The organism is Halomonas sp. RT37 (assembly GCF_040070525.1).
Lineage (GTDB): Bacteria > Pseudomonadota > Gammaproteobacteria > Pseudomonadales > Halomonadaceae > Halomonas > Halomonas litopenaei.
Map to the genome: position 1 here is coordinate 2,103,797 of NZ_CP098827.1, position 16,745 is coordinate 2,120,541.

7 protein-coding genes are annotated in these 16,745 nt (G+C 64.0%); 4 read left to right on the plus strand and 3 right to left on the minus strand.

The genetic code is table 11. The features are described 5' to 3' along the window. Nucleotides 1–56: 56 nt before the first annotated feature. Together NFG58_RS09010 and rraA are read right to left on the minus strand one after the other, a co-directional pair. On the minus strand, nt 57–1,931 hold the full coding sequence (locus NFG58_RS09010) for a glycerophosphodiester phosphodiesterase family protein (protein ID WP_108447825.1): 1,875 nt from the start codon (nt 1,929–1,931) through the stop codon (nt 57–59). Between the two features lie 141 nt (nt 1,932–2,072). Then, nucleotides 2,073–2,558 (minus strand): ribonuclease E activity regulator RraA, encoded by a 486-nt coding sequence (gene rraA / locus NFG58_RS09015; RefSeq protein WP_045994927.1) that lies wholly within the window; start codon nt 2,556–2,558, stop codon nt 2,073–2,075. A 708-nt stretch (nt 2,559–3,266) separates the two neighbouring features. Between rraA and NFG58_RS09020 the strand changes: the two genes are divergently transcribed. Next, on the plus strand, nt 3,267–8,222 hold the full coding sequence (locus tag NFG58_RS09020; RefSeq protein WP_348828017.1) for a tandem-95 repeat protein: 4,956 nt from the start codon (nt 3,267–3,269) through the stop codon (nt 8,220–8,222). Between the two features lie 193 nt (nt 8,223–8,415). Here NFG58_RS09020 and acnB read toward each other — a convergent pair whose 3' ends face one another. Continuing rightward, nucleotides 8,416–11,019 carry a bifunctional aconitate hydratase 2/2-methylisocitrate dehydratase gene (acnB, locus tag NFG58_RS09025; RefSeq protein ID WP_348828018.1) on the minus strand — a complete coding sequence of 868 codons (2,604 nt, stop codon included), beginning with the start codon at nt 11,017–11,019 and terminating at the stop codon, nt 8,416–8,418. A 251-nt stretch (nt 11,020–11,270) separates the two neighbouring features. Here acnB and NFG58_RS09030 point away from each other — a divergent pair, with 251 nt between their 5' ends. The 3 genes from NFG58_RS09030 to NFG58_RS09040 are packed head-to-tail and all read left to right on the plus strand — an operon-like array spanning nt 11,271 to nt 16,317. Next, the gene (locus NFG58_RS09030) at nt 11,271–11,744 is read left to right on the plus strand and encodes a DUF1289 domain-containing protein (protein WP_348828019.1); all 474 of its coding nucleotides are present in this window, start codon (nt 11,271–11,273) and stop codon (nt 11,742–11,744) included. Beyond that, nucleotides 11,741–12,373 (plus strand): tRNA-(ms[2]io[6]A)-hydroxylase, encoded by a 633-nt coding sequence (locus NFG58_RS09035; protein ID WP_045994931.1) that lies wholly within the window; start codon nt 11,741–11,743, stop codon nt 12,371–12,373. The genes NFG58_RS09030 and NFG58_RS09035 overlap by 4 nt, the downstream gene beginning before the upstream one ends. Before the next feature lie 32 nt (nt 12,374–12,405). Then, nucleotides 12,406–16,317, plus strand: coding sequence for an AAA family ATPase (locus NFG58_RS09040; RefSeq protein ID WP_348828021.1), 3,912 nt, complete (start codon nt 12,406–12,408; stop codon nt 16,315–16,317). Nucleotides 16,318–16,745 lie beyond the last annotated feature (428 nt).

Here is a 16,745-nt window from a genome sequence, read left to right on the forward strand (position 1 = left end):
TTCACGGACTGATGTTGCCCCCGCTCCCGGCTACCGCCGGGGCGGGGGTTCTTCGTTCAGTCGTCGGCCAGCCAGTGGCGCAGCTTGGTCAGCAGTAGCTCGGCGTCGCTCATCCTGCGTCGTTCGCGCAGCAGCGCGCTGAGTCTTTCGGGGCGGTCGGTGATGATGCCGTCCACGCCCATGTCGATAAGTCTGGCCATGCGGCCAGGATCGTTGACCGTCCAGGCGTAGAGCGGCGTCTGGTTGAGGTGGGCGCGTCGCAGTTGATCATCGTCGATCTGGCTGTTGCGCAGGCCGAGCCCGTCGAAGCGACGCTGCGGCAGGCTGCCGGGCAGGGCCCACTCTGCCAGCAGCAGTGTCCTGGCGCGAGGTTCCTGGGCGTCGATCAGATGGATCTGACGGTACGACAAGGACGCAAGCCAAGTGGTCTCGAATAGCCTGGGATCGCCACAGATCATGCGCGCCAGGCGGTCTTCTGCCTGGTCTCGGCAGTGCAGGCGCCAGCGGCGTTCGGCGTCGAGCTCTGCCACGACCGCCTCGATCAGCGCCTGTTCCTGGCCACGGCTCGGCTTGAGCTCGATGATCAGGTCGGCGCGGCCACGCACCGCAGCCAGGGCCTGGTCGAGCCTGGCCAGGCGTTCGCCGGCGAAGGCATGGCTGAAGCCTGATCCGACATCCAGCGTTGCCAACTCCTGCCAGTTCAGGTCGGTGACCCGCCGCGGGTCTCCCGCAAGACGCTGCAGCGTGGCATCGTGGCTCAGCACCACGCTGCCGTCGGCACTCAGGCGCACATCGATCTCGATCTGATCGGCGCCGTCTTCCAGGGCCTGACGGATGGCCGACAGGCTGTTCTCAGGCGCTACCTCCGAACTGCCCCGGTGGGCGATCACCTCGACCTCGTCATTGAGCTCCTGTCGCTCCACCATCAGCCACGCCTGGGAGACAGCGAATACCAGGATGCCGACCTCCACCGCCCAGGCCAACCGCCCCGGGTGGGCGTCAGCCGGTGGAGGATCGGGGCGCGGCAGGCGATGGGCGCGGCGCAGGTACAGGCAGGTCGCCAGCAGGGCGTTGAGCACGATCACCGCGAAGGCGACACTGAGCGTCAGCAGGGTCGCGGCGGTGACCACCAGCAACATGGTCGTGATGACCACCGCGCCGATCTCGGGCAGTGTCGACAAGAGGGGGGCGACCCAGGCGCTGAAGGCGATCGATACCGCCGACGGCAGCACCAGCAGTACCGCCAGCATCGAAAAGATGACCCGCGCAAGTCCTCCCTGGCGGTGCCGGGTCAACTGGTAGCTGCGGCGCATCGCTGCGACAGGCGAGAGACCCTCCAGTACCACGCAGGGCAGCGCCAGCCACCATCGGATGTAGAGTCGCGCCGCCAGCGCGGCCCAGAGTCCGACCAGCGGAAGCAGGGTCGAGGTGTAGAGCCAGAAGGCCGGTGGGCGCACCCGCCGCACATAGTAGGGATCCAGGTGACCGAGCAGGGAATCGTGGACCAGGCTGGCACAGGCGGCGACGAGGGTCAGGGCCAGCAGGTGAATCGACACCTGCAGGCTGGCGAGGCCCAACAGCCTGGGAAGACGATGCAGACTCTGCCACAGGGCGATCAAGGCCTGGCGCGCGTGGGAGCCCTGGCGCTCCACCGCCACCAGCATCATCCCGGCCTGCTGCAGGTAAAGCAGCGTCAGCAGGATGACGGCAAAGGCGAGGATCCAGCTGAAGCCGAGCGGCGACAGCAGCAGTTCGACCGCATCCACCGTGGTGACCAGGGGGCGGCCAACCCGCGATAGCCAGCCGGCCAGCAGCCAGCCCATGGCCGGCAGCAATGCAGCCGAGGCGAACAGCGTGAACAGCAGATGGTAGGCCAGCAGAGGACGCAGGTGGTCATGCAGGCTGGTGTAGACATCCCTGGCAAGCGTCATGAGTCTAAAGTGTGCCGTTGGACGTGGGTAGCAGGAGCAGGGGGCGCTGCGCGCCGAGGACCCACCGAGTGAGCGATGGCGTCAGTGGTGGGGGTCACAGGACCCCCGGCGGTCGGTGGACCAAGGAAGAGCGATGACCCGTCAATCGAGTTCGAGGCGGGACTCGGCGACTAGAATGCCGTTGTTGTCGGCGTAGACCCATTGGCCCGGTGCGAAGTCGACACCGGCGAAGGCGACGGGAACATCACGCTGGCCTTCGCCGCGCTTCTCGCTCTTGCGTGGGTGGGCGCCGAGGGCCTGGATGCCCAGATCGGTCTCCGCCAGGATGTCCACGTCGCGCACGCAGCCATACATGATCACCCCGGCCCAGCCATTGCCGGCCGCCTGTTCCGCGAGCATGTCGCCGAGCATGGCGCAGCGGGTTGACCCGCCTGCGTCCACCACCAGCACTGCGCCGTCTCCTGGTTCGGCGACCGCCTGCTTGACCAGCGAGTTGTCTTCGAAGCACTTGACCGTTTTCACCGGGCCGAAGAAGGCCTCCTGGCCCCCGTAGTTGACGAAGATCGGGTCGCACACCGCCACCTCTGGGTAGGCGTCGCAGATATCGGGCGTGACAATCTGGGTCATTGGAGCGTCTCCGTGGCTAGTCCTGGCATGATGCCACAGGTGTCGATGTTATCCAGCCCCCGGGGGATGACGGGCTGAGGAGGTCGAGCGTGGGAATGGATTTCGGTGATCTCTGATAAATTGTGCGCGAGTCGTCAAATCGGTCGTTGAAAAGTGGCGTCGTTTCACCGGCTTGTCCACGTTCAGCCCAGAGATGTGATCGATGCCTTGGCGAAACGCCCTGGCAATCCGCCTGATCTTTTTCCACTGAAGGTACGATGATTTGCCTGGCACCCGAGTGCGAGTGCATGTCGTTGGCCTCCGTTCGCTGTTGGTGAGTTCCTCTCATGATTCCGGCATCAGACCGGCGCTGATCTTTCGTGGTGCTGGCGAATCGATAGCGGGCCGGGCCGAGGGTCGGTCGTGCAAGGCCGGTACTATGCAGCGCTGCAAGCCACGGGGGAAGCCGGAGACGCCAGCGCGATAGCGGTGTGGCCAGGCTCGCCCCTTGAATCCAAAGATCCGTTGCGGATAAGGGGATCTTGAGGTCATTGCCGATTTCCGCATAAGCCATCGGCGATGACCAAGTTCGGCCGTCGCAATGCCAGCCGTCCGCATATCTTTGGCCAGGTGAAAGGCGTCACTCGGCCAAGCTCCAGTCGTGCGTTGATCGTGCAAGCCGCGGACCCGGCGTCTTTCCTTCTTGGCATCGACACAGGGGATGGCGTCATGGCGAACCAGAGCAGTGATTTCAGGGTGGATGAGGCGGGGCTGGATGACGGCACCCGGGCGGGTGCCGTTGCGACCTCGGTAGGGGGCGTCTATGAGCGGCCGCCAGGAGGACAGATCGAGGGCTTTGTCGTCAACGGTGTCGACCTGACCGGTGGCGGCAGCCTCAGCGGTGACTTTGGCACCCTGACGGTGGCGGTGGACGCCCAGGGCAACTATCGCTGGGACTACCAGTTGACCGACAACTCTGACGATCACCGTTCCCAGGGGCGCGGCGACGAGGGCATCAACGATCCGTTCAAGGTGGAAGTGAACGGGGGAAGCCAAGGGGTGCAGAGCGACAATCTGCGGATTTTCGTCAAGGATGACGTGCCCGATGCCACCGCCACGGCACCGAGCTCGGTGGCCGAAGGGGAGGTGGCGCGCGGTACCTGGTCGGTCAATGCTGGCGCCGATGGTCTGCGTGAAATGCGCGTCTACGTGTCGGAGGAGATCGGCTTCTACCGTCTGGACACACCCATCGAGTTGTCGGTGGGCACCCTGATCGTGAACTCCGACGGTAGCTGGGAGTTCGAGGCCAGGGACGGGCTCGACCAGACCACCCATCCGGAGCTCGAGTTCACCCTCAGGCCCATCGATAACGATGGGGACCGCGGACGGGCGAAGGTCACGGTAGAGATCACCGACGCCAATGTCCCCACAACGCCAACGAGCGATGATGACCCCTACACCCGGTCTCCGTCGGTGGTGCTCGACGAGGACGGCCTGGCTGGGGGCAACCCCGGAGGCCCTGAGGACGTGGCCGGTGAGGCCACCAGCGCCAGCGCGCGGCTTGGCTATGACTTTGGTGCCGATGGACCTGCCGCCAGCGGGGCCTTCTACTGGACCACGGACGGCCTGCCGACCAATCTGCAGAGCCAGGGCAGCGCCGTCGTCTACGAGGTGTCGGCCGACGGCCTCAGCCTGACCGGCCGTGACGAGGTGAGCGGCGAAGCCGTGTTCACGGTGGTGCGCGCAGATGACTCGGATCTGGTGACGGTGTCCCTACTGCGCCCGCTGGATCACTTCGCCACCGGCACCGAGGACGACATCGATCTGTCGCTCGGCTATGTGGTGAAGGATGCCGATGGCAGCGAGGCCAAGGGCTATCTGGTGGTCACCGTCGACGACGACACCCCAGTGGTCGTCGACGACTATTCCAGCGCCGGGTCCGGCGAGTCGGTGAGCGCGGATGTGCTGGCCAATGACAGCCCGGGCGCCGACCTGGGGCACCTGGTCAGTGCCGAAGTAGTATCCGGCCAAGGGCAGGTGGTGATCAATGACGACCAGACGCTGACCTTCACCCCCGCTGACGATTTCAGCGGCACCGCCCGCATCAAGTACAAGGTGCTGGACTGCGACGGAGACCCGATGGTCGGCCACTGGACCGTCAAGGTCGAGGACACCGATGGCAAGCCGGTGACCAGTGATGTGCATCGCATCGTGCTCGATGAGGATGGATTGCCAGGGGGTAATGCCGGCGGCAATGGCGACGTGGTCGGTGAGCCGATCAGCGCCGTGAGGGACCTCCAGATTGACTTTGGTGCCGATGGACCGGCGGCGGGAGGCGGCTTCGCCTGGAGTGCGGACATCGCGCTGACCGCAGGCCCCCAGAGCCCTACCGACGACAATCCTCGCAGTGATCTCGATGGCCTCACCTCCCAGGGTAGCGAGGTGAGCTTTGAGGTGGTCGATGGGGGGCGTGGCCTGATCGGCCGCAACGAGGCCGGCGAGAGTGTCATTACGGTGAGTCTGGAAGACGGCTCGGACGTGGCTCGCGCCGTTCTGCATCGACCCATCGATCATCTGCGGCCGTTCAGCGAGGACAATATCTTCCTTGGTCTGTCCTACACGGTCACCGACGCCGACGGTGACACCGCTCAGGGGCAGCTCGAGCTGCTCATCGATGACGACACCGCAGAGACCGAGGATGACAGCTCGGTATCCGACAATGGTGCTGCGGTGACCCTGGACGTGCTGGCCAATGATGCCGTCGGCGCCGATGGTGGCCGCGTGACAGCCGCCAATGTGGTGGGAGACAGCGAGGTTACCGGCTCGGTAGTGCTCAACCAGGATGGCACCCTGACCTTTACCCCCGACCCCGGCCAGAGTGGTGTGGCCACCGTGCGTTACACCCTGACCGACGGCGATGGCGACCCTCGCTTTGCCGAGTGGACGATCATCGTGGACGCCGACGGTACCCCGACGACGCCGAGTGGTGATGACGTGCCCGTGGCAGTGGTCGATGAGGATGGCCTGGCGGGAGGTATCGCGGGGGGTATCGACGATGTCGCGGGTGAAGCGACTCAGGTGGCCGGAGTACTTGGCTACGATGCCGGCACGGATGGCGCCGGCGACTTCCGCTGGTTGGCCCCGAGTCCGAGCGGGCTGACCTCCGGGGGCACGCCGGTCATGTTCTCGCTCAGCGGCGATGGTCGCCAGCTGGTGGGCAGCGCAGGCGGCAGCGTCGTCTTGACGGCGGTACTGACCAATCTGCTCACGGGTGCCTATCAGGTCACCCTGGCCGGTCCGCTGGACCACAGCGACCCTGGCTCCGAGGATGACATTGATCTGACCCTGAACTACGTCGTCAGCGATAGTGACGGCGACGAAGCCCAGGGCAGCTTGAATGTCGTGGTCGACGACGATTCGCCGCTGGCGGCGGACGACGCGGCAAGCGCGAGCGGCGGCGCGCCGGTGGTCATCGAGGTGCTCGACAACGATCAAGCGGGTGCCGATGGGGCAAGCGTGACGGCGGCTGCGGTGCGTGGAGGAGACAGCGTCGGTACGGTAAGCGTGAACACCGACGGATCGCTGACCTTCGTCCCCAACCCGACCTTTGGCGGGCAGGCGGTGATCGATTACACCCTGACCGACAACGATGGGGATAGCGCCGAGGCCGAAGCGACGGTCAGCGTCGAAGGTCCTGCGGACGAACTGGTGGTGGGGGACAACGACGACGATAACGAAGCGACAGGGGCCGGTGGCGACGTGCTGATCGGTGATCGAGGTGGCCTGGAGGCGGTGCTGACGCCGGCCACCAACTACAACATTTCGCTGATTGTCGATACCACCGGCAGCATGGTGGTGCCGTCGGGGACGCCAGGCCTGAGTCGACTCGAGCTGGTTCAGGCGGCGCTCAAGAACCTGTTGACCGACCTGGTGGCCCATGACGGCCAGATCAACCTGCAGATCGTCGATTTTGGCACCAATGCCGTCGATCATATCGTCATCGACCTCAACAGCGCTGACGATATCGCCAAGGTGGTGAGCTTCATCGACGGTTTCAGGGCGGAGGGCGGCACCAATCTGGAAGCCGGCATTCGCACTGCATCTGGATGGCTGGCGGCGCAGGACGCCGATCCCCGGTTCGCCGACTTTGAGGACCTGAGCTTCATCCTGACCGATGGTGGGCCCACACACTACACGGATGATGCCGGACGCACGGTGAGCGCCACAGCGATCGACGCCACCGCCATCAAGGAGGCCGCCGACGCCTATACCGAGCTGGCCGCGCTCAGTAGCGTGCGAGCGGTCGGCATCGGTGATGCGACCAGGGAAGATGTTCTCGAGTTTTTCGACAATACGGATGTGTCGGGCACCGGGGCGCTGTCTTACCAGGGCACCGTGGTCGATGGTGTCAGGCTTGCCAATTTCACGCGCGGTTCGACGGACGCGCTGAGGGTAGAGACCTGGACCAAGGTCTCCGACGCCAACACGGTGGCAGCCCAGTTCGGGGGCAAGTTGCGGATCAGGGACAACGCTAATGACAACCAGGCGGCGGAAGTGGTCAGTACCTCTTTCTTCGTCGATGACGATCCCGATGACCAGCTGTACACCTCGCTGCTGTTTCGCTACAGCACCAGTGTGTTCAGTCAGTCGAACGATTCGATGGGTTATGTGGTCGAGGTGCGCGAAGGTGGCCAATGGCAGGAGTACGCCAGCAGTTCACTGACCTACGCCCCGAACTGGACGACGGTCGATACCGGCTTTCTCGAGACGGGGGAGTATCGTCTCCGGTTCCTGGTCGACAGCGGCAACCGCACCAACGACAGTCTTGATATCGATCAGATCCGACTGGAGCAGCGCCTGCTCGACGATGGAGACATTCTCGAGACCGGGCAGGTGGAGGTGGTCAATACCGCCGAAGAACTGGAAGCGGCCCTGTTTGGCGGAGGCAGCCAAGCCGAGTTGGCCGCGCTCGGCGATGATGTCCTGGCAGGCAACGAGGGAGACGATGTCCTGTTCGGCGATACCGTCAACAGCGATGGACTGTCCTGGGTGGATGGCGACAGTGGCGAGAGTTTCCAGGCGGGAGAACACGATGGCTTGGGTTATCTCGGCCTTGTCGAGTTCCTGAGGTGGGGCGTGAATGGTGGGGCGGAGCCGACGGATCAGCAGATCATCGACTACGTCAGGGACAACGTCGAGACCCTGGCTATCGCGGATCGGTCTGACGGTGGCAACGACAGCCTGTCCGGCGGTGCCGGTGATGACATCCTGATCGGTGGCGGCGGCGACGACCTGCTGGTCGGCGGTGCCGATGATGATCTGTTGGTCGGTGGTGCCGGGGCCGATGTCTTCGCCTGGGAGTTTGGTGACGCGGGCAGCACAACGGCACCGGCGCAGGATACCGTGGCCGACTTCACCGTCGGTGAGTATGGCGTTGAGGCCGAGGCCGACCGGCTCGATCTTGCCGATCTTCTTCAGGGCGCCGACGAGGACAATCTGGCGGACTACCTTCAGGCCAGTCAGGACGGGGACGATACCCTGTTGTCCATCAGCAGCGAAGGCAACCTGGCGGCTGGAGGTGTCAACGCCGATCAGGTCGTTGTGCTTCAGGGCGTGCAGATGGGCGCAGACGGTGACGCCTTCCTGCAGAATCTGCTCGACGATGGTCAGTTGAGGGTCGAGTAAAGCAGGCGAGTAAAGCAGGCGAGGGAAGATGGGGTGGGCGGTCAGCCGCCCACCCAGTGACACGGCCTTTGCTGGCAAGGCATGAAAAAGCGCCCCGGGGAGTTGAACGCAACTCGCTCCCCGGGGCGCTTCCTTGTGATTCAAGGCTCGAGTCGGTCTGGCGACAGGCTCGAGCCGTTGACCGTCAGATGACTCAGGCTTCCTGAGCCACCGGAATCACGTTCGAGGCGGCCTTCTGGTACTCCTCGATTTCGTGGAAGTTCATGTAGCGATAGATCTCGCCGGCCATGGCGTCGAACTCGCCCATGTAGCGACGGTACTCATCGACGCTCGGCAGGCGACCTTCCACGGCGGCCACGGCGGCCAGTTCGGCGGAGGCCAGGAAGACGTCGGCGCCATCACCCAGACGGTTGGGGAAGTTGCGGGTGGAGGTGGATACCACCGTGCTCTTGGCGGCGACGCGGGCCTGGTTACCCATGCACAGCGAGCAACCCGGCATTTCCATGCGTGCGCCGGCGCGGCCGTAGATGCCGTAGTAGCCTTCCTCGGTCAGCTGGTGCTGGTCCATCTTGGTCGGCGGGGCGAGCCACAGCTTGGTCTTCAGGCTGCCGGCGGGCTGCTTCTCGAGCAGCTTGCCGGCGGCGCGGAAGTGACCGATGTTGGTCATGCACGAACCGATGAACACCTCGTCGATGCTCTGACCTGCCACCTCGGACAGCAGACGGGCGTCGTCCGGGTCGTTGGGGGCACACAGTACCGGCTCCTTGAGCTGCTCCAGGTCGATCTCGATGACCTCGGCATACTCGGCGTCGGCGTCTGCGCGCATCAGGCTCGGATCGGCCAGCCACTCTTCCATGGCCAGGATGCGACGCTCGATGGTGCGCTTGTCACCGTAGCCATTGGCGATCATCCACTTGAGCAGGGTGATGTTCGACTTCAGGTACTCGGAGACAGAGTCTTCGGACAGGGTGATGGTGCAGCCCGCCGCGGAGCGCTCGGCACTGGCATCGGACAGCTCGAAGGCCTGCTCGACGGTAAGATCCTCGAGGCCCTCGATCTCCAGCACGCGACCAGAGAAGGCGTTCTTCTTGCCGGACTTCTCGACGGTCAGAAGTCCCTTCTGGATGGCGTAGTAGGGAATGGCATGGACCAGGTCACGCAGGGTGACACCAGGCTGACGCTTGCCCTTGAAGCGCACCAGGATGGACTCCGGCATGTCCAGCGGCATGACACCGGTGGCGGCGGCGAAGGCCACCAGACCAGAGCCCGCCGGGAAGGAGATGCCCATCGGGAAACGCGTGTGGGAGTCACCGCCGGTGCCGACGGTGTCCGGCAGCAGCATGCGGTTCAGCCAGGAGTGGATGATGCCGTCGCCCGGGCGCAGCGATACGCCGCCGCGGTTCATGATGAAGTCCGGCAGGGTGTGGTGGGTTTCCACGTCCACCGGCTTCGGGTAGGCACTGGTGTGGCAGAACGACTGCATGACCAGATCCGCCTGGAAGCCCAGGCAGGCCAGGTCCTTGAGCTCGTCACGGGTCATCGGACCGGTGGTGTCCTGAGAGCCGACGGTGGTCATCTTCGGCTCGCAGTACATGCCGGGACGCACGCCTTCCAGGCCGCAGGCCTTGCCGACCATCTTCTGGGCCAGGGTGAAGCCCTTGCCGGTGTCCTTGGGCTGCTCGGGCAGACGGAAGACGTCGGACTGCTCCAGACCCAGCGACTTGCGGGCGTTGTCGGTCAGACCGCGACCGATGATCAGCGGGATACGACCGCCTGCGCGGACCTCGTCGAGGATGACCTGAGTCTTCAGCTCGAAGGTGGAGATCACTTCGTCGGTGTCGTGACGGCAGACCTTGCCTTCATAAGGGTAGACGTCGATGACGTCGCCCATTTCCATCTTCGACACATCCATCTCGACCGGCAGGGCGCCGGCGTCTTCCATGGTGTTGAAGAAGATCGGGGCGATCTTGCCGCCGAAGCAGAAGCCACCGGCGCGCTTGTTGGGCACGTTGGGGATGTCGTCGCCGAAGAACCACAGCACCGAGTTGGTGGCGGACTTGCGCGAGGAACCGGTACCCACCACATCGCCGACGTAGGCCACCGGGAAGCCCTTGGCCTTGACCGCTTCGATCTGCGCCATGGGGCCCTTGGTGCCGGGGACTTCGGGCTCGATGCCGTCACGCTCGTTCTTGAGCATGGCGTTGGCGTGCAGCGGAATATCCGGGCGTGACCAGGCGTCGGGGGCCGGGGACAGGTCGTCGGTGTTGGTCTCGCCGGGCACCTTGAACACGGTCAGGGTGATCTTGTCGGCCAGTGCCGGCTTGGACAGGAACCATTCGGCGTCGGCCCAGGACTGCATCACGTCCTTGGCCACCTCGTTGCCGGCCTTGGCGCGGTCGGCGACGTCGTGGAAGGCGTCGAACATCAGCAGGGTGTGCTTGAGCTGCTCGCCGGCTTCCTTGGCAAGCTCGGCATCATCGAGCAGTTCGACCAGGGTCGCGATGTTGTAACCACCCTGCATGGTGCCCAGCAGCTTGACGGCATGCACCTTGTCGATGAGCGGAGATTCGGCTTCGCCCTTGGCCAGGGCGGTCAGGAAACCGGCCTTGACGTAGGCGGCCTCGTCCACCCCGGGCGGAACGCGGTTGGTCAGCAGATCGAGGACAGTCTCTTCTTCTCCGGCGGGCGGCGCCTTGAGCAGTTCGACCAGTTCGGCGACCTGTTCGGCGTTCAGCGGCTTGGGGGGAATGCCTTCCTGGGCACGCTCTTCGACATGTTGGCGATAGGCTTCAAGCACGTGGGGGCCCTCATTGGTTTGTGGTGGTCACGCTCGAACGCGTCTCGCTCGAACGTGAGGGACACGCTGTCAACGGTGGCCGGGATTCTAGAATAAACTGTCGACAATGTTAAGAGAGCCCGTCATGACGGGCTTTGAACTTTGGTCGCCGAGGCCGGTTCGTGCCTATTCGACTGGGGTAGGGGTGTGTCCGCTCGAGGCAGGCGTTACCATGTGCCGATTCAATTTTTAGCACGATGAGGTGTCCGACGATGACCCAAGTTGTGGTGTCGCCCTGCGTCGGGCTGTGTTCGACCACGGTGGGCGATAACGTCTGCCGTGGCTGTCAGCGCCATGATCAGGAAATTCTGCGCTGGTTCTCGCTGGATGGCGATGAGCGCGAGAGGCGGATCGGGGAACTGGACGCTCTGCGTATCGAGGTGGCCGCGAATTTCGTCGAGGTGATCGACGAAGACCTGCTGGAGCGCCAGATGCGACGCCATCGTGTGCGTTTTCGTTCGTCCCAGCCGGCGACGTCGCGGGTGATAGAGCTGCTGCGGGTGGGGCGTGATCGTATCGGCGACCTGGCAGCCTACGGCATCGCGCTGCGCCCAGGTGTGCCGGACCAGCCTCAGCAGTTGTACGCCGCCATCAGCCAGGCCCTTCAGCAGGCCGGCGAAGAACGTCGGACACTTCATCTCGAGTCCGGGCCCGATGGGGCCCAGCAATGGAAACCGCTTTCATGAATGTCACCATCAGCCCCGACCATGACACCTCGCTGCCTGAGGAGCTTCTCGATTTCCTGCCGTGTGCGACGCCGAATGCATGGGTCGAGTGGGCGCTGGACAATGAAACCCTGTTGTTGATCGATCACGCCCAGTGCGAGAAGAAAGCGGCGTCCACGGCCATGAGTCTGATGTATCGCTACGTGGATCACGTCGACCTGCTGACCAAGATGTCGCAGTTGGCTCGTGAAGAGCTTCTGCACTTCGAGCAGGTCGTGAAAATCATGCGCGCCAGGGGGATTGAGTACCGCCATCTCAGCGCATCGCGCTATGCTGAAGGACTGAGGGAACTGGTCAGGCGCGATGAGCCGGAGCGTCTGGTGGATGTGCTGATCGTCGGTGCCTTGATCGAGGCGCGCAGTTGTGAACGCTTTGCGCGACTTATTCCACATCTCGACGACGAACTTGCCAAGTTCTACCGAGGTCTGGTTAAGTCGGAAGGACGCCACTTCGAGGACTACATCACACTGGCGAGCCAGCTTTCAGACGCGCCGATAGAAGCGCGCATTGCGGTCTTCAAGGCCCGCGAAGAGCAACTTGTGACGACCCCGGACGTCGCCTTTCGATTTCACAGCGGTGTGCCGGCCTGAGGCCGATAGCACCGCCACGCAGGGACACCATCATGCGGGACGCCCAACACGATGCTTCCCAGATAACGGACCAGGACCACCTGGCACTCTTTGGGCACTTTTCCCTCAACCTGGGAGACGATGTCCTCGTTCAATTCAGCTACGACAAGGTCAAGGCGCTGCTGGTCTACCTGCTGCTGCATCAGCAGCCGGTCAACCGCGCGACCCTGGCCGAACTGCTGTGGCCCGACCAGGGGTTGTCCTCCGGTCGCACCAACCTGAGACATGCCCTTCACTGTCTGCGCCAGTCGCTGGGGGATGAGGCCGACAAGGTGTTGACGGTGTCGCGCCAGACCATCGCCTTTCAACTGCCGGTGCAATGGGGGTTCGATGTTCATGACCTGCAGCGGCTACTGGAGGGTAGTCGTGACATCGACACCCTGGAAGAATTGCTGGGGTTGTATCGAGGCGACCTGGTGGAGGAGCTGCAGCTGCCGGCCTGTCCCGACTTCCAGCGTTGGCTGATTCAGGTGCGCAACGAGTGGCGCCAGCGAGTCATTCGCTTCGCTGAAGACGTGCTCGACCAGGAAGGCAGCATCCCCGATGCGCTGTTGCAGGAGCTGGTCAGCCGATTTTCCGGCTACGCTCCCTTTCATGAAAAGCTGGTGCGCCAACTGGCCGAGCAAGGCCAGATGGCGGCGGCGCATGAGCAGTACAACGCCTTCCTGCAGTTGCTGGCGCTGTCCGGGCAACAGCCAGACCCCAGTTTCCTGCAGTTGGCTTGCTACTGGTCCGACGGGCAGCCCGAAAACCCGTCCTTGTCGCCCAAGGGCGCCTTCTCGCGGACCCTGGCGATGGACAGTCCGCCGCTCGGCGAAGAGGAGGTCGAGCACCGGCAGCTGTCGGTCATGGCGATTCGCCTGACACTGGACGGCGACATGGGCAGCCGGGCCGAGACGCGGGCCTGTCTGGCATTACAGATCGAACTGATGCGCTGGCTCGAGAAGCAGTGCCACCATCTGGGTGGCTTCTGGTTGCCCGGTGCCACGGGCGGGCTGGGGCTTGCGTGTTTCGGTACCCATGGGCCGGCGCATCAGCTGGCCGAACTGGTGGCCCTGTACGAACACTGTCGACGTCTGTTGGCGGAAGAGTCGCAGCGACACTGGACCGGTGAAGGGAGCCTGCCCCGCATGACCCTGGCGGCGGGCCTGAACAGCGGCCAGGTGGTCTATCTGCCGTCGCGCCACCTGGTGGATCCGCTGGGTCAGGTGACCCAGCGGGCACTCGACCTGATGAGCGCCGCCGAGGGCAGCGAACTCGTCATTTCTCAGGAGGCCAGCCAGCACATGCCGCCGGCGCTGGACCTGCAACCGAGGTTGTTTTCCCGGTTGGTGGCAAGCGACGGCCGAGTCCGCCTGCGTGCCCTGGTGCTGGGCACCAATGAGGGCGGCCGTGACGCGACGCCGCCAAGCCTGGTGGGGCGCGAAAACGCGCTGCGCATGCTGCGCGACGCCCTGGCGCGGGCCGGTATCGGTCTGCGTCAGAGCGTGCTGGTGAAGGGGCCTTCCGGGCTTGGCAAGTCGGCTCTGCTGGTGGGGTTTCGTCACCTTGAGCAGAGTCGCGATGCCACCATCTGCTGGCAGCCCAACACCCGCATGTCGGTGCAGGAATCCTATGGTGTGGCGCGCCACCTGGTGCGCTGGCACCTGGGGGGCGAGATCGACAGCGAGGGCCTGGCGGCGTTGGTCGAGCGCCTGGGGCTAAGCGAGCTGGATGACGACGATATTCGTTGGCTTGAAGAGGCCATGGGTATTCGCGAACCTCACGAAGTCTCGCTGCTGGCGCAGAGCAGCGAGGCGGTGGAAGCGGTGGTGGCGCTTCTGCATGGGCTGATTCATGAGCTGTCACAGGAACGTCCGCTGGTACTGATGATCGACGACCTGCAGTGGGTCGACGAGCCATCGTTCAAGGTGCTGGCCGGCCTCCAGGCGCGGCTGCCGATCAACTGTCCGCTGTTGTTGATCGCCAGCCATCATGGTCGTGAATCCTTGCCCACCCGACTGCACTGGGATCAGCAGATTGCGCTTGGCAGGCTCGATGCCATGCAGTCATCGCGGCTGTTGACCCAGCTGGCTCGGCGCTATCGGCTGCATCTGTCGCCGCGCCTGCGAGGCCAGATCATCGAGCGCTGCGATGGCGTCCCGCTCTACCTGCAGGAGATATGTCGTCGTCTCGACATGGACCGGCGGGAAGGGCGTAGCGTCCAGCTCGACGAACTTCCCCACGGCCTGCTTGGCCTGTTGACCAGTCGCATCGATCAACTGGATGGCGATCGCGAAGTGGCACACATCGCGGCGGTGCTGGGGCGCCACTTCCGCTTCGACTTTCTGGCCGAGTGCAGTGGTTGGGAGCCGGAACGGCTGAGCCGGGCGCTGGAAGAAATGCGTCGACTCGAGATCATCGAGCCGTCCGATGGTGACGTGGGGGCGCGAGAATTTCAGTTCACCCACCAGCTTCTGCATGAGGCAGCCTATCTTTCCTGTCCGCGTGACGTGCGGGTCGATATGCATCGCCGCGTGGTTCAGTTGATCGAAGAGCGTTTCCCGGTGTGGATCAGTCGTCATCCCGGTGACTTCGCCATGCACCTGCGGCGCAGCGGTCATTACGCTCGAGGCGCGCGCTACTTCGAGCTTGCCGCCCGGGAGGCGCTCAAGGTCAGTGCCAATCGCACAGCACTTAAGATGGCCGACGCCGGCCTCGCCAGTCTGCGCCAGGTCGAGCCCCAGGCTGAGCGTGAAATCAGCCTGCTGACGGTGCGTGGTCAGGCCGCTTTCGCCCTGGAGGGGCATGGTTCGCCTACCGCCCACGAGAGCTTCGTCAAGGCTCGCGAGCTGCTGGCTGAGTGCGCCACCGACCTCGAGGACGAGGACGATCTCGAGCAGGCGTTCCTGGTCAAGTGGGGACTATGGGTTGGCTGCAGCCAGCGCAACGCCCACGCCGACGCCTTTCTGCTGGCCTCGCGGCTGAACGATCTCGCCTTGCGTCTTGAGGACCCGCGCTACCAGCGCCTGGCCGACTACGCCGGGGCAAGCTGTGAGTACTGGGCTGGCAGAATTCGCCAGGCCTATGACCATCTGGAAGAGCTGGATCCGCTGAACAAGCCGATGATGATCGAGTGGTTGCCGTTCTCTGACCACCCTCAGGTGGCGGCTGCCTGCTTCCAGGGATGGGCGCTGTGCCTGCGTGGCGACTACCAGCGGGCGGAACGTCATGTGGAATCGGCCATCCGCCTGGCGGAAGAGATCCATCATCCCGGCAGTCTGGCGATGGCGCTGATGTACGCCTCCGCGTTGTACCGCCAGCTTGGGCATGTCCACGAGGCGGCCAATCGGGCCCAGCGAGCGTATGAGCTCACCGGCAGTTCCGATCTGCACCTATGGCAGGTCGCCTCCCGTGCGGTACTGGGATGGCAGCAGGCGTTGGCGGGGAGTCGTGAAGGCCTGCAGCAGCTTCAGGCGGCCCACGAGGAACTGGCAGAAGTGACCGGCCGGGACCCGAGTCAGCGTCCGAACCTGTGGTACGTGGACGCCTGTCTTGCCATGGGGGAGCTGGAGCAGGCCGAAGACTATCTGGATCAGTGTCTGCTGATGGCCCGAGAGCGCACGACGTTGTTTGTCCCGGAGCTTGCCACCCAGTTGGCGCTGGTACGCCACCGCCTGGGTCGCGACGCCGAAGCGGTACGGACCCTCGCCGAGCAGGCGCGCACCCAGGCGGAGCGGGACGGCAACCTTCATCAATTGCTCGGGGCCCTGGAAGTCTGGCTGACGTGTGTCGATCCCGACGACGATGCGGTTCGAAGCGAGTTTCGCCGCCTGCTGTCCCAGGTCAGCCTGAGCGATGCGCCGGTGTTGATGCGCTGGCGAAGCCTGCTTGATCGTCGGGTATCGCAGACCACCGACGCTTGATGCGCTAGCTACCCATTCACTGACGTCTCACCGACAAGACGACGCCCCGACTGGCTTGGCCAGTCGGGCGTTTCTGTTTGTTTCTCCCAGGCGCCTCGCGCTGTCAGCTCTAGGGCTTGTCTGAAAAGTGCCTGCGCTCGGTAATACGGCGTTAAAAATCGGATCAAAATGCTCATTTACACCCCGTAAACTGCGCTTTCTCACCGATTTTTGCCTTGTCTAACCTTCGCTCGTCGACTTTTCGGACAGCGCCTAGGCGTCCCCAGTCTGTCTGTTCCCGCTGCCAGCGCTCCTGTGCAAGGGCCAATTTCGCACCAGGCTGTTCCGAAATCAGCACGAAATAGACGAGAAAACGTACAAAAGTGGCAGCAAAAAGCATGGCTTTCTATGGTGACTAGGAAGAAAGCAGTATCTCGGAAGGTGCATTA

What these genes read in the sequence shown, in the direction of transcription:
- NFG58_RS09010 (WP_108447825.1), bottom strand. Translation starts at nt 1,931, where the DNA reads ATGACGCTTGCCAGGGATGTCTACACCAGCCTGCATGACCACCTGCGT.
- rraA (WP_045994927.1), bottom strand. Translation starts at nt 2,558, where the DNA reads ATGACCCAGATTGTCACGCCCGATATCTGCGACGCCTACCCAGAGGTG.
- NFG58_RS09020 (WP_348828017.1), top strand. Translation starts at nt 3,267, where the DNA reads ATGGCGAACCAGAGCAGTGATTTCAGGGTGGATGAGGCGGGGCTGGAT.
- NFG58_RS09030 (WP_348828019.1), top strand. Translation starts at nt 11,271, where the DNA reads ATGACCCAAGTTGTGGTGTCGCCCTGCGTCGGGCTGTGTTCGACCACG.
- NFG58_RS09035 (WP_045994931.1), top strand. Translation starts at nt 11,741, where the DNA reads ATGAATGTCACCATCAGCCCCGACCATGACACCTCGCTGCCTGAGGAG.
- NFG58_RS09040 (WP_348828021.1), top strand. Translation starts at nt 12,406, where the DNA reads ATGCGGGACGCCCAACACGATGCTTCCCAGATAACGGACCAGGACCAC.